The 14,340-nt window shown below is 36.4% G+C and carries 11 protein-coding genes; all 11 read left to right on the top strand.

The window, feature by feature from the left end; translation table 11 throughout:
• The 11 genes from FF52_RS00040 to xylA all read left to right on the top strand — a co-directional run bounded on the left by FF52_RS00040 (nt 1) and on the right by xylA (nt 14,239).
• Nucleotides 1-837, top strand: a complete 837-nt coding sequence (locus FF52_RS00040) for a helix-turn-helix domain-containing protein (protein WP_008461895.1) — start codon at nt 1-3, stop codon at nt 835-837.
• Between the two features lie 86 nt (nt 838-923).
• Complete coding sequence (locus tag FF52_RS00045) at nt 924-1,466, top strand: YbhB/YbcL family Raf kinase inhibitor-like protein (RefSeq protein ID WP_008461897.1); 543 nt, start codon at nt 924-926, stop codon at nt 1,464-1,466.
• Nucleotides 1,467-1,742: 276 nt separating this feature from the next.
• On the top strand, nt 1,743-3,896 hold the full coding sequence (locus tag FF52_RS00050) for an alpha-glucuronidase family glycosyl hydrolase (protein WP_008461899.1): 2,154 nt from the start codon (nt 1,743-1,745) through the stop codon (nt 3,894-3,896).
• A 323-nt stretch (nt 3,897-4,219) separates the two neighbouring features.
• A complete protein-coding gene (locus tag FF52_RS00055; RefSeq protein ID WP_008461901.1) occupies nt 4,220-4,957 on the top strand; it encodes an SDR family NAD(P)-dependent oxidoreductase in 738 nt (245 codons plus the stop codon).
• Nucleotides 4,958-4,985: 28 nt separating this feature from the next.
• Nucleotides 4,986-6,149: a mannonate dehydratase gene (uxuA, locus tag FF52_RS00060; protein ID WP_157498477.1), complete on the top strand. Its 1,164-nt coding sequence runs from the start codon at nt 4,986-4,988 to the stop codon at nt 6,147-6,149.
• 38 nt (nt 6,150-6,187) lie between these two features.
• Nucleotides 6,188-7,297, top strand: coding sequence for an endo-1,4-beta-xylanase (locus FF52_RS00065; protein WP_008461904.1), 1,110 nt, complete (start codon nt 6,188-6,190; stop codon nt 7,295-7,297).
• Between the two features lie 246 nt (nt 7,298-7,543).
• On the top strand, nt 7,544-8,977 hold the full coding sequence (locus FF52_RS00070; protein ID WP_008461906.1) for an MFS transporter: 1,434 nt from the start codon (nt 7,544-7,546) through the stop codon (nt 8,975-8,977).
• A 21-nt stretch (nt 8,978-8,998) separates the two neighbouring features.
• A complete protein-coding gene (locus tag FF52_RS00075; protein WP_008461911.1) occupies nt 8,999-10,033 on the top strand; it encodes a glycoside hydrolase family 43 protein in 1,035 nt (344 codons plus the stop codon).
• A gap of 380 nt (nt 10,034-10,413) precedes the next feature.
• Nucleotides 10,414-11,421, top strand: coding sequence for a GntR family transcriptional regulator (locus FF52_RS00080; protein WP_008461913.1), 1,008 nt, complete (start codon nt 10,414-10,416; stop codon nt 11,419-11,421).
• A gap of 1 nt (nt 11,422) precedes the next feature.
• Nucleotides 11,423-12,904 (top strand): xylulokinase, encoded by a 1,482-nt coding sequence (locus tag FF52_RS00085; RefSeq protein ID WP_008461915.1) that lies wholly within the window; start codon nt 11,423-11,425, stop codon nt 12,902-12,904.
• A gap of 9 nt (nt 12,905-12,913) precedes the next feature.
• Nucleotides 12,914-14,239: a xylose isomerase gene (xylA, locus tag FF52_RS00090; RefSeq protein ID WP_008461916.1), complete on the top strand. Its 1,326-nt coding sequence runs from the start codon at nt 12,914-12,916 to the stop codon at nt 14,237-14,239.
• The last annotated feature ends 101 nt before the right edge of the window (nt 14,240-14,340 follow it).

Below are 14,340 nucleotides of genomic sequence, written 5' to 3' on the forward strand. Positions count from 1 at the left end.
ATGAAAACAATTACACTTCCAGACGAAATGAATTTAGAAAAATCGCAACATGTACACGTTGTCGATTACAGCAGTTCTAAAGACGTTTCGAAACGGCAGATCATTTTAAATCAGAATATCATCAGTTTTTTGATTGAAGGAACCAAAGAAGTCATTTTTGATACTACAGAATTGTCTATAACACCTTCTAAGTTTCTTATAATGCGTTCCGGAAATTGTTTAATGACAGAAAAAAGAATCTCTGAAATCTCTGGATATAAAAGCATTCTTTTGTTTTTTTCGAGCGAAATGGTTCATAATTTCATCAGAAAAATGGAATTGGAAAAATCAGAAGCTATTGAACCAAAATCGATTTATGCTTTTGATTATGATGATTTTCTGAAACGTTTTGTAGACAGTTTAACAGATATTTCAAAACTTTCAAAAACCATTCAGACAAAACTGCTCGAAGTTAAGTTTGACGAAATTATGCTTTATTTGACGGCGCAGTACGGAACCGATTTTCTGTATTCGCTAACTGCAAATAGTGACGATGCGGCTCAAAGATTCATTCGAACAGTCGAAAACAGCCATTTAAGCAAATTGACATTAAAAGAATTGGCTTTTTTGTGTAACATGAGTGTTTCGACTTTCAAAAGAGAATTTGAAAAATATTATTCAGAGTCGCCTATTAAATGGTTTCAAAACAAAAGGCTCGAACATGCGCACTATTTGCTGAGCCAGGAAAAAAGCCCTTCTGAAGTGTATTTCGAAGCAGGTTACGAAAACCTTTCCAGTTTTAGTCAAGCTTATAAAACCAAATACGGCGTAACACCTAAACATCATAAGTTGATTTGAGCTTTTAGCAACAGTTTTTGGCTTTTTAGCTAAAGTTATTCAGCGATTCCAAATCTAACTTTGCTTAAAATTTTAAAACAGACAAAATGAAAAAGCTAAGTTTAATTTTGGCAATGTCAGCCATTTTTTCAACATCGATTTTTGCACAAAAAACATTTACTTTAACTAGTAAAGATTTAGGAGGAGAAACAACTAAAGTTCAGGAATTCAACGGATTTGGGTGTTCAGGCGAAAATCAGTCTCCACAGCTATCTTGGAAAAACGCTCCCGAAGGGACTAAAAGTTTTGCGGTAACCATGTACGATCCAGACGCGCCAACAGGAAGCGGATTTTGGCATTGGGTAGTCGTAGATATTCCGGCAAATGTAAACGAACTGGTAACTAATGCGGGAACTAAAAATCTTATTCCAAAAGGAGCAATTCAAAGCATTACCGATTATGGAATTAAAGGTTTTGGAGGTCCTTGTCCGCCAATTGGTCATGGATATCACCAATACATTATTACCGTTTATGCTTTAAAAGTAAATAAACTAGGAACAGATGAAAATACAAATCCAGCAGTAGTAGGATTTAATCTTTGGAACCAGACCTTGGCAAAAGCAAGTATTGTTGCCTATTACAAGAGATAATTTAAGCGATAAAACTTAAATTCAACCCCGTCATAGCAGGATAGTTTTTATAATTATCCTGCTTTTATTTGTTATATAAATTATTTTTTTTGAAAAAAAAGTAGCCAAAATTTTTTTCTTAGATAACAATCCTATATTTTTACGCAACCGATTGCAATTATTGTTTTATTTCGAATAATATATTTTTTGAATTAAAATTTTATCAAATGCTTTAAATAAGAAATAAAATATTAATGCTTAAAGAATACGATTTTAAAAAAAAATAAATTAAAACTAATGGCTTTACTAAGATTTGTTTTTCTGTTTTTTCTGATTTCCTTTTCTGCTTCAGCACAAAAGGATTATAAACTTTGGCTTCAGTATAATGCCGTTACCAATTCTGGAATCGCTTCAGAATACAAAAGCAATATTAAAGGAATCGCAATGTTAGGAAATTCTGAAACCATCAAAATTGCTGAAAAAGAACTGAAAACGGGATTTTTGGATATGTTGGGAAATACTCCTGAAATTAGATCAGAAGTAAAAGGAGAGAGCTATATTATTGTGGGTTCACATTCAAATTTAAATTCCGAAATAAAAAATGAACTGCAATCTGATTTTGATAAGATAAATAATGAAGGTTTTATTATTAAATCCATTTCGCTTAAAAACAAAAAACAAATCATCATTACAGGCAAAAATGATGTTGCCGTTTTATACGGAGTTTTTAATTTCTTGAGAATACTGCAGACGAATAAATCGATTAAAAGCTTAAATATTGCGGATTCTCCTAAAACCAATATCAGAATCCTGAATCATTGGGATAATCTCGACAGAACTATCGAACGTGGTTATGCAGGATTTTCACTCTGGAACTGGCAGAAATTGCCAGATTTTATTGACCAGCGTTATATCGATTATGCAAGAGCGAATGCTTCAATCGGAATCAACGGAACAGTTTTGAACAATGTAAATGCCAACGCTTTAATTCTTACCCCACAATATTTAGAAAAAGTGGAAGCACTAGCCAATGTTTTCAGACCTTACGGAATAAAAGTGTATTTAACTGCAAGATTTTCGGCTCCTATTGAAATTGGGAAGCTAAAGACTGCCGATCCAAAAGATCCTGAAGTTATTAATTGGTGGAAAAACAAGTCGGCTGAAATTTATAAACGAATTCCCGATTTTGGCGGATTTTTGGTAAAAGCCAATTCAGAAGGTCAGCCAGGGCCGCAAAACTATGGAAGAGACCATGTTGAGGGAGCGAATATGCTCGCTGATGCTGTTGCGCCTTTTGGCGGAATTATCATGTGGAGAGCGTTTGTGTATTCGGAACATGATGCGAACGATAGGGCTAAACAAGCTTACGCCGAATTTCAGCCGTATGACGGAAAATTCAAAGAAAATGTAATCGTTCAAGTCAAAAACGGAGCGATAGACTTTCAACCAAGAGAACCTTTTCATCCATTATTTGGAGCAATGCCGAAAACGCCTTTAATGATGGAATTTCAAATTACACAGGAATATTTAGGTTTCAGCACGCATTTGGTTTTCCTTCCTAAATTATTTCAGGAAGTTCTGGAATCCGATACTTATCAAAAAGGAAAAGGTTCAACCGTCGCCAAAGTGATTGACGGCACTTTATATCAAAATAAACTAACAGGAATCGCAGGCGTTGCTAATATGGGAAACGATTTAAACTGGACAGGACATCCGTTTGCACAGGCCAATTGGTACGGTTTCGGGAGACTGGCGTGGAATCCGTATCTGGATTCAGAAACCATTGCCGACGAATGGTTAAGAAGTACTTTTTCTAATGATGAAAATTTCATCCAACCAGTCAAAAATATCATGATCGATTCTCGTGAAGCCGTTGTCAATTATATGACGCCGCTTGGTCTGCATCATATCATGGATACGGGACATCATTATGGGCCAGGACCGTGGGTTTCCAATTTATCAAGACCAGAATGGAATCCGACATATTATCATAAAGTAGATAAAAACGGGATTGGTTTTGACAGATCTAAATCGGGAACGAATGCCATTTCGCAATACGCGCCAGAAGTCGCAAATCTCTTTGATAACTTAGAAACTTGTCCTGAAAAAGACCTTTTATGGTTTCATCACGTTTCGTGGGATTACAAATTGAAAAATGGACAAACGCTTTGGAATGGTTTAGCATTAAAATATCAGGAAGGCGTAAATCAAGTCAAGGAAATGCAGGACGTTTGGAAGAAAATGGAAAAATATATCGACAGTGAACGTTTTAAAGAAGTCGAAATGTTACTAGAAATTCAGTACAAAGAAGCAAAATGGTGGCGTGATGCGTGTTTGTTATATTTTCAACAATTTTCAGGGAAAGAGCTTCCTGCTGGTGTAGAAAAACCAACGCAGACTTTAGACTATTTTAAAACATTAAAATTCCCTTTTGCACCAGGGAATGGGTAAATAAATAGAGTAATTGTAACACAGATGACGCGGATTCGCTATCGCGAAGACACGGAAAAAAGCAGATTTTTCTAATTAAATATGAATAAAAATCTGTGTCAATCAGCGTTTTCGCGATAGCGAATCCGTTTCATCCGCGTACTAAAAATAAAATAAACACATAGAAACATAGATTTATATTTAACTTAAAAAGATTAAAGAAAGAAACTAGTTTCTCACACATAGCTATGTGTATTGATGCAAGTGAAACGCCTTTGTACACAAAAATATAACTATGCTTCTATGTGTTTAAAAAATTAAGCATGAAATTATTGTAATAAATTATGAGCAAGAAAACAGCAATTGTAACCGGAGGAAATTCGGGATTAGGTTTTGCAACCGCAAAAAAACTTTGTGAGAACGGAATCACAACTTATATAATCGGAAGATCAAAAGAGAAAACAGAAGATGCCTGTAAGGAAATTGGAGAAAATGCCATTCCGGTAATCTTCGACTTAAATGATTTGAAGGGAATTCCAGCGATGATTGCAAATATTACAAAAGATAATCCAGTTGATATTTTGGTGAACAATGCAGGGATCAATATGAAAAAAGAAATCCCAGACGTAACCGATGAAGATTTTCTTTCGATAATTCATACCAATTTATTGAGCGTTTTTGCTGTGAGCAGAGAAGTGATAAAAAATATGAAAGAAAACGGAGGCGGAAGCATTATTAATATCAGTTCGATGGCATCGCAATACGGAATCCCAAAAGTTATTGCGTATTCATCAAGCAAAGGCGCGATTGAAGCCATGACACGTGCAATGGCGGTTGAGCTGGCTCAGTTTGGTATTCGTGCCAATTGTATCGCTCCGGGATTTATCAAAACCAAAATGTCTGCAACAGCACTTGACAACGATCCTGAAAGAAAAAATAAAGTTTTAGGAAGAACACCAATGGGCTATTTAGGAGAACCTTCAGATATTGCAGATGCCGTTTATTATTTTGCTTTAAGCGAATCAAAATATACTACTGGTACAGTTTTGCCAGTTGATGGTGGAAATAGTATTGGTTTTTAATTTTTTACAGAAGGCAAATATGATTAAAATGCAACAAACCATGCGATGGTTCGGCCCAAATGATAATGTCAAATTAATTGATATTCGACAAGCTGGTGCAACGGGAATCGTTACCGCTTTGCATCAAATTCCCGTTGGAGAAATTTGGACGGTTGAAGACATTCAAGAAAGACAGCTGATGATTAGAAATGAAGGGTTGGAATGGACTGTAGTTGAAAGTCTACCTGTTCATGAAGAAATCAAACGAGCTTCGGGAAATTATCTGCAATACATTGAAAATTATAAAATCAGTTTGCAAAATTTGGCAGAATGCGGAATCAAAACCATAACCTACAATTTCATGCCGATTCTGGATTGGGTGCGAACGAATCATAATTTTATAAACGAAGACAAAAGTAAAGCTTTGTTATATGATCAGGATGCATTTACTTATTTTGATATTTTTCTCTTGAAAAGACCAAATTCAGAAAATGATTATTCTGATGCTCAAAAAGAAAAAGCACTGCAATTTGGAAGTCAGTTATCTGAAGAAGAAAAAGCATTATTGTTTAAAAATGTTTTATTAGGACTGCCAGGAAGCACAATCAATTTTACAGCAGAACAGATTTTATCTCTTTTAGAAAATTATGCCGAAATCGACAATCAAAAATTAAGAGGAAACCTGATTTATTTTCTATCAGAAGTAACTCCAATTGCGGAGAAAAATGGGCAAAAGCTAGCCATTCATCCAGACGATCCGCCATTTTCGGTTTTAGGTCTGCCAAGAATTGTTTCAACAGAAAGCGATTTGAAAGCTATTTTTAGCGCCGTTCCTTCAAAGGCCAACGGATTATGTTATTGTACAGGCTCTTTAAGTGCCGACCCCAAAAACAATCTCGAAAAAATAATAGACGATTTTGGAGACCGAATTCATTTTTTACATTTGAGAAACACCATTCGCGAAAGCGAAACCATTTTTAGAGAATCAGAGCATTTAAACGGAAATGTCAAAATGGAAGTTATTGTTGAGAAATTATTATTAGTAATGAACGAAAGAAAAACAAGTCTTCCAATGCGCCCAGATCATGGTTTTTTACATAAAGTGGATGAAAAGATAGAAACTTATCCAGGTTATTCCCTGACAGGAAGATTAAAAGGTTTGGCTGAATTAAGAGGTTTGGAAATGGGAATTGCTTATAAATTGAATTTGTAAAATCAAATAAAAACTATTAACTATTTAAACCAAAAGACATGAAATTTATTAAACCTTATTTATTTGCCTTTACGGTTCTCTTGTCTGTGAGCTGTACATCTCAGAAAGAAAAACCTAGTTTGAAGGATGTCTATAAAAATGATTTTTATATAGGAACTGCATTAGATTTAAATCAGATTAATGAAAAAAACAAAAAAGAGGATTCTCTGATTCGTAAAGAATTTAATGCGATTACGGCAGAAAACATTATGAAATCGATGTTTACGCATCCGCAGAAAAATAAATACGATTTTACACTATCAGATAAATTTGTGGCGTATGGAGAGAAAAATAAAATGTTTATTCATGGGCATACTTTAATTTGGCACAGCCAATTAGCGCCTTGGATGCAAAAAATTGCCGACAGTACAGAAATGAAGGCATTCATGAAAGACCATATCACGACAATAGTTTCTAAATACAAAGGAAGAATCAATTCGTGGGATGTTGTAAACGAGGCTTTAAATGAAGACGGAACCTTGAGAAAATCGGTTTTCCTGAATACACTTGGAGAAAGATATTTGGTCGATGCTTTTAAATTAGCAGAAAAAGCCGATCCGAAAGTGGATTTATATTACAATGATTATAATATCGAAGAACCAGCAAAAAGAGCTGGAGCAATTGCTTTAATCAAGAAGATCAAAGCCGAAGGCGGAAAAGTAGACGGGGTGGGAATTCAAGGCCATTGGAGATTGGAAAGTCCATCATTGGAAGAGATTGAGAAAAGTATATTAGAATATTCAGCTTTAGGACTGAAAGTGGCCTTTACAGAATTGGATATTACAGTTTTGCCAAATCCGTGGGATTTAAAAGGAGCAGATGTAAATCAGAATTTTGAAGGAAGTGAAAAAATGAATCCGTATCCAAAATCATTGCCAGATTCTATTCAAAATAAACTTGCGGAACGTTACGCATCGATTTTTAAACTATTTTTAAAACATAAAGATAAAATAAGCAGAGTGACTTTTTGGGGTGTTCATGACGGACAATCTTGGCTGAACAACTGGCCTATAAAAGGAAGAACCAATTATCCGTTGCCATTTGATAAAGATTTAAAACATAAAAAAGCATACGATAGTCTCTTAACGCTGAAAGAAACTAAAAAATAGGCGTCTAAAAGGCTGAAGTTTTGATAAATTAACAGCAATCGGTTGTGAAATGAAAAATAATTCAAATAAAGTGAACTAAATTTGCAAGATATGTTTTTTTGTCTAATTTTACACAACCGATTGTTTTGATTGCAATTGCTATTTTTAGGCCTTATTTGAGAAGCAGAACAAAATAACCGAAACCAACAAGGTTTTAAAAAAACCTCGAGGGAACTAACTATCGATAAAATGACCACAAACCCAAGAATGAGAAACATTTCACAAAAACTTTCCATCAAAGAAAAAATTGGATATAGCTTAGGAGATTTAGCCGCTAATCTAGTTTTTCAGACTTTGATGACGTATCTGGCTTATTTCTATACAGATATTTACGGATTATCGCCAACAGATTCATCCATTATCATGCTGATTGTTGGATTAATTGCCGCGTTTATTTTTAATCCGATTATTGGGGTTTTGGCAGACCGAACAAGCACCAAATGGGGAAAATTCAGACCATGGATTTTGATAACTGCGATTCCGTTGGGAGTGGTGGCTTTATTGGCATTTTCAACTCCCGATTTCTCATATAAAGGGAAAGTAATTTATGCTGTTGTAACCTATACTTTATTGCTGCTTTTTTATGCGGGAAACAATCTTCCTTATTCTGCGTTAAGCGGTGTCATTACAGGCGATATGGGCGAAAGAAATAGTATGTCATCATACCGCTTTGTGGCGGTGATGTTTGCGCAGTTTTTCGTTCAGGTTTTTATGCTTGGCATTATTAAAAGTGCAGGAAACGGAGATAAAGCAGTGGGAATCGAAAAAGTTATGACCGCTTTGGCGATTATCGGAACCATCATGCTTTTAATTACATTTTTAACCACCAAAGAAAGAATCATTCCGAAGCCAGAACAAAAGTCAAGTGTAAAGGAAGATTTAAGCGATTTAATCAAGAATAGACCTTGGATCATTATGCTTTCGCTAACCACTTTGGTATTTGTGACTCTGGCAATGAAAGGCGGTTCGTATGTGTATTATTTCGAGAATTATGTAGATAAAGAGCAATTAGCTGTTTTTATCCAACCTATTTTGGATTTCTTAACTAATATCGGATTGAATCATTTTGGAAATGATCCCGTATCGGCAGGATTCGGTTTATTCAATGCCGGCGGAATTATTTTTATGATTGTCGGAATTACTTTATCCAAAAATCTGGCTGACAAATACGGAAAAAGAAATGTATTTGGATTGTTTTTATTCATTTCGACTTTGTTCATTTTAGCTTTTTATTTCTTTCCGTCAACTTCAATCGGACTGATGTTTTTCTCTCAAATCTTGCATGGATTCTTCTACGGAATCACAATCCCGATTCTTTGGGCAATGATTGCCGATGTTGCCGATTATTCAGAATGGCTGAATAACCGTCGTGCAACCGCGATTATTTTTTCTGCCATGATGGTTGGATTGAAAACGGGATTAAGTATAGGAGGTGCTTTAACTACTTTATTTTTAGGATATTTTGATTACGTTCCAAATACACCTCAACAGTCTCAAACGGCTATAAATGGAATCAAATTATTAGTGAGCATTTTCCCTGCAATCCCTTTTTTAATTGGAGCTGGACTACTGTTTTTCTATAAGATCAACAAGGAGATGGAAGTGCAGATCGAAACGGAACTGAAAGAAAGAAGAAGTTAATTATTAAAGAAAAATATCACTATGCCTGAAGACAGCATTGAACACATTAATTTTGAAGAAATAAGCAATCTGGCAATTTCCAAGCCTTTAGTTTCCCATATCTACACCGCCGATCCTTCGGCGCATGTATTCAACGGAAAGATTTACATTTATCCGTCGCACGACATCGATGCGGGGATTCCGTTCAACGACAACGGCGACCATTTCGGAATGGAGGATTACCATGTCTTTTCGATGGAGGACATTTCATCGGAAGCCGTCGACAATGGGGTTGCATTGCATGTGGATGACGTTGCCTGGGCCGAAAAGCAGATGTGGGCGCCCGATGCCGCGCATAAAAACGGAAAGTACTATCTGTATTTCCCCGCCAAACGCGCCAGCGGAATTTTCCAGATCGGCGTAGCGGTTTCAGACTCGCCAGTCGGACCTTTTGTTCCTGAAAAGGACGCCATAAAAGGCAGCTACAGCATCGATCCTGCGGTCTTTGAAGATGAAGATGGGAAACATTACATCTATTTTGGGGGAATCTGGGGAGGACAGCTTCAGAAATACCGCAAGAATAAATATCATGAAAACAACGAAGAGCCTCTTGCGGGTGAAAAAGCCTTGGGGCCGATTGTGGCTTTGTTAAGAGATGATATGCTCGAGTTTGCTGAAGAGCCGAGAGAAATCCAGATTTTGGACGAAAACGGAAATGGGCTTCTGGCAGGGGATAATGCGCGCCGTTTTTTTGAGGCTTCGTGGGTGCACAAATACAACGGAAAATATTATTTCTCGTATTCGACGGGAGACACGCATTTCATCTGCTATGCAATCGGAGACAGTCCGTACGGGCCGTTTACGTATCAGGGAAGAATCCTGAATCCGGTGATAGGCTGGACGTCGCACCATTCGATCTGCGAAGTGGAAGGCGAGTGGTATTTGTTCTACCATGATTCGAGCCTTTCAAAAGGGGTGACGCATTTGAGAAGCATGAAAGTGACTAAAATCGACTATCTGGAAGACGGTTCGATCGTTACGATTGATCCCTACGGAATAAGAAGATTATTTGATTAAGATTTTTGTAAAAAAAATTTCATAAATATTACAATCAGTTGCGTTTGTTTTAGCCGTGCTGTTTGTCATTGCGAGGAACGAAGTAATCACATTTGTTAAATCCAGATCGGAGTGGGGCTATTTGTTTCTGGCAATGACAAGGTTTACGATTAAAGTTCTTCTGAAACCCTTACGCGTGAGGGATAGAAGTGGAAAGCCCGGAGCCTGACGAAGGAAGTGCGAGGACTTGCAACGGATAGCATCCCGATAGTTATCGGGACAAGCACACACCCAAAATATTGAAATATAGAATTTTAAAAACTTAACATAATTAATATAAAAGACAATTTTTTATAAAAGAATTTTACTTACTTTAGCATAACAGAACGGAACAGAACGGTATGCTAAAAGAAGAAGAAAAATTTGAGTTTATAATCAATCACGAAAGTGATATTCCAAAGTACCAGCAGTTGGTTGACGGAATTACGAATGCCATTGCGGAGAATATTTTGCAAAAGGGAGATTTACTGCCATCTGTGAATGTGATCTGCAAGACCTATCAGCTTTCGAGAGATACGGTTTTTAAGGCGTATTCGATTTTAAAAGATCAAAATGTAATTGATTCTGTGCCAAATAAAGGCTATTATGTGGCGGGCGAAACGAGGAAAGTGCTTTTGGTTTTGGATACGTTTAAGGCTTATAAAGAGGTTTTATATCATTCGTTTGTGAACAATTTGCCGGATAATGTGATTACAGATGTGCAATTTCATCATTATAATATTGATGTTTTTAAAACGATCATCAATAACGGAATCGGGAAGTATTACAAATATGTGGTGATGAATTTTGATCACAAGGATATTGCTCCAGCATTATCGGCGATTTCAAAAGAAAAACTGCTTTTGATAGATTGGAATATTCAGGCTGATAAAACGAATAATTACATTTTTCAGGATTTTGGAAAAGCGTTTTATAAGTCTTTGACAGAAGCGGTGGATTTGTTTAAAAAGTATAAAAAGATACAGTTTGTATATCCTGATTTTACGAATCATCCGTGGGAAACGGTAGAGTTTTTCAAGAAATTCTGTGCCGATTTTGGTTTTGAATATGAAGTAATAACCGATCCAAAGAAGTTCAGTATCGAAAAAGGAATTGCCTATATCAGCGTAAGTGACAGGATTTTGGGACACTTTTTAGAGCAATGCAAAGAGAAAGATTTTGAACCAGGGAAAGACGTTGGATTTTTATCTTACAACGAAACCCCGATGAAGAAATTTATATACAAAGGAATTTCAGTTGTTTCAACTGATTTTAAAGAAATGGGAACCAAAGCAGCGGCATTTATTACACATGACGAAGAAACGCAGTGGTATGTGCCGACAAAATTAATAATAAGAGAATCATTATAGTATGTATTATATCGGTTATGATATTGGAAGTTCTTCTGTCAAGGCAGCCTTGGTGGAAGCAGAAACAGGTAAAAAAGTAATCGTTTTGAATGAACCTCAGAACGAAATGGAAATCCTTTCGATTCACCCAGACTGGGCCGAGCAGGACCCTGAAATCTGGTGGCAGCACATTTGTACGGCGACTAAAAGAGCGATTAAGGAGGCAAATGTTGATGCATCGAAAATTCAAGGAATTGGTATTTCGTACCAAATGCACGGATTGGTGATTGTAGACAAAGAAGGCGCTCCGTTACGAAATTCTATTATCTGGTGTGACAGCCGTGCGGTTGAAATTGGAAATAAAGCTTTTGCCGAAATTGGAGAAGAGAAATGCATGTCGCATTTATTGAATTCGCCAGGGAATTTTACCGCTTCGAAACTGAAATGGGTTAGAGAAAACGAACCTCAGCTTTACAGTAAAATTTCGAAATACATGCTTCCAGGAGATTACATCGCCTTGAAACTGACAGGCGAAGTAACGACTACTAAAAATGGTTTGTCTGAAGGAATGCTTTGGGATTACAAAGAAAATAAAGTAGCCGACTGGCTTTTAGAATATTACGGAATTGATACAAAATTAACTCCAAAAATTGTAGAAAACTTTACAAACCAAGGAGTTGTTACTGAAAAAGCTTCAAAAGAATCTGGATTGCCAGTAGGAATTCCGATTGTGTACAGAGCGGGTGATCAGCCAAATAATGCGCTGTCATTAAATGTATTAAATCCGGGAGAAGTGGCAGCTACGGGCGGAACTTCTGGAGTATTTTATGCAGTAAGCGAAGCATCTTCTGGAAAAAGCACAAGGGTGAACAATTTTGTTCACGTAAACTATGAACTGGAAACGCCAAGAGTGGGTAAACTTTTGAATATCAACGGAGCGGGAATTCAATACAGATGGCTTCGTAATAATATGGGCAACGAAAGTTATGAAGCAATGAATGAAAAAGCTTCAAATATTGAAATTGGATCAGAAGGAGTAGTTGTGATTCCGTTCGGGAATGGAGCTGAACGTATGTTTAACAATAAAAACATCGGAACACATTTCTTAAATCTGAATTTGAATATTCATAATAGTGCGCATTTGTTTAGAGCTTCTCTTGAAGGAATTGCTTTTTCGTTTGTATACGGAATGGAATGTTTGAAAGACGATAACGCAACCATCAATGTAATTAGAGCTGGAAATGACAATCTTTTCCGTTCGGAGATTTTCTCAAATACTGTGGCAACTTTAATTGGCCACGAAATTGAGATTTACAATACGACAGGAGCAGTTGGCGCAGCGAGAGCGGTTGGCTTAAAAGATGGCGATTACAGCAAATTTGGAGCTAATGTTAGTGACAACGACCATGTAATGACGTTTTTACCATTGCACAACAAGGAGCCCTATGAGACGGCTTATAAAAAATGGAAACAAGAATTAGAATTAATATTAACAAATAAATAAAAAGATAAAATGATAGTTTTAGGAGATAAAGAATACTACAAAGGTATTGGCCAAATTAAATTTGAAGGAAAAGAATCTGATAATCCGTTGGCATTTAAATATTACAATCCAGATCAAGTTGTAGCTGGAAAAACAATGCGTGAGCACTTTAAATTTGCTATCGCTTATTGGCATACTTTCTGCGGACAAGGAAGCGATCCATTCGGACCAGGAACTCAAAATTTTGCTTGGGATCAGTCTTCAGATCCATATCAGGCAGCAAAAGATAAAGCAGATGCTGCTTTTGAATTCATCAGCAAAATGGGATTCGATTATTTCTGTTTCCATGATTATGATTTGATTAACGAAGGTCCAACTTTCGCAGAATCAGAAAAACGTTTGGCTTTTATTACTGATTATTTAAAACAGAAAAAAGCGGAGTCTGAGATTAAATTGCTTTGGGGAACTTCAAACTGTTTCTCAAACCCAAGATTCATGAACGGAGCAGCTACAAATCCAGATTTTAATGTTGTGGCAAGAGCTGGAGGACAAGTAAAATTAGCACTTGATGCTACAATCGCTTTAGGCGGAGAAAACTATGTATTCTGGGGAGGTAGAGAAGGTTATATGTCTTTACTTAATACAGATATGGGAAGAGAGTTAGACCACATGGCGCAATTCTTGGCAATGTCTAGAGACTATGCAAGAGCACAAGGTTTTAAAGGAACTTTCTTCATTGAGCCAAAACCAATGGAGCCATCTAAACACCAATACGATTTTGACTCGGCTACAGCAATCGGATTCTTGAAAGAATACGGTTTAGATAAAGATTTCAAAATCAATATCGAGGTAAACCACGCTACTTTGGCACAACATACTTTCCAACACGAATTGGAAGTTGCTGCAAAAGCGGGAATGTTAGGAAGTATCGATGCCAACAGAGGAGATTACCAAAACGGATGGGATACAGACCAGTTCCCAAATAATATTCAAGAAACGACTGAAGCAATGTTGGTTTTCTTAAAAGCTGGCGGATTACAAGGCGGTGGAGTTAACTTTGATGCTAAAATCAGAAGAAACTCAACAGATTTAGAAGATGTTTTCTTAGCGCACATTGGTGGAGCTGATACTTTTGCAAGAGCATTACTGACTGCAGATAAAATTATCACATCTTCTCCTTACGAGAAATTAAGAAAAGAAAGATATAGCTCTTTTGATTCTGGAAAAGGTAAAGATTTCGAAAACGGAAAATTAAACCTTAAAGATCTTTATGATATTGCAAACCAAAATGGAGAATTAACGCTTCAAAGCGGTAAACAAGAATTGTTTGAAAATATCATCAACCAATATATTTAATTGGTTTAGATTTTAATATCAAACCTAACAGCCTCGATGCATCGGGACTGTTAGGTTTCAAAACTATTTAGTGAGACAGAAAATCTAAAACTTTGAAAATG

Origin of the sequence: Flavobacterium sp. F52 (assembly GCF_000278705.1) — a bacterium.
Taxonomy (GTDB): Bacteria; Bacteroidota; Bacteroidia; order Flavobacteriales; family Flavobacteriaceae; genus Flavobacterium; species Flavobacterium anhuiense.

What these genes read in the sequence shown, in the direction of transcription:
- FF52_RS00065 (WP_008461904.1), top strand. Translation starts at nt 6,188, where the DNA reads ATGAAATTTATTAAACCTTATTTATTTGCCTTTACGGTTCTCTTGTCT.
- FF52_RS00080 (WP_008461913.1), top strand. Translation starts at nt 10,414, where the DNA reads ATGCTAAAAGAAGAAGAAAAATTTGAGTTTATAATCAATCACGAAAGT.
- FF52_RS00075 (WP_008461911.1), top strand. Translation starts at nt 8,999, where the DNA reads ATGCCTGAAGACAGCATTGAACACATTAATTTTGAAGAAATAAGCAAT.
- FF52_RS00045 (WP_008461897.1), top strand. Translation starts at nt 924, where the DNA reads ATGAAAAAGCTAAGTTTAATTTTGGCAATGTCAGCCATTTTTTCAACA.
- FF52_RS00070 (WP_008461906.1), top strand. Translation starts at nt 7,544, where the DNA reads ATGAGAAACATTTCACAAAAACTTTCCATCAAAGAAAAAATTGGATAT.
- FF52_RS00050 (WP_008461899.1), top strand. Translation starts at nt 1,743, where the DNA reads ATGGCTTTACTAAGATTTGTTTTTCTGTTTTTTCTGATTTCCTTTTCT.
- xylA (WP_008461916.1), top strand. Translation starts at nt 12,914, where the DNA reads ATGATAGTTTTAGGAGATAAAGAATACTACAAAGGTATTGGCCAAATT.
- FF52_RS00085 (WP_008461915.1), top strand. Translation starts at nt 11,423, where the DNA reads ATGTATTATATCGGTTATGATATTGGAAGTTCTTCTGTCAAGGCAGCC.
- uxuA (WP_157498477.1), top strand. Translation starts at nt 4,986, where the DNA reads ATGCAACAAACCATGCGATGGTTCGGCCCAAATGATAATGTCAAATTA.
- FF52_RS00055 (WP_008461901.1), top strand. Translation starts at nt 4,220, where the DNA reads ATGAGCAAGAAAACAGCAATTGTAACCGGAGGAAATTCGGGATTAGGT.
- FF52_RS00040 (WP_008461895.1), top strand. Translation starts at nt 1, where the DNA reads ATGAAAACAATTACACTTCCAGACGAAATGAATTTAGAAAAATCGCAA.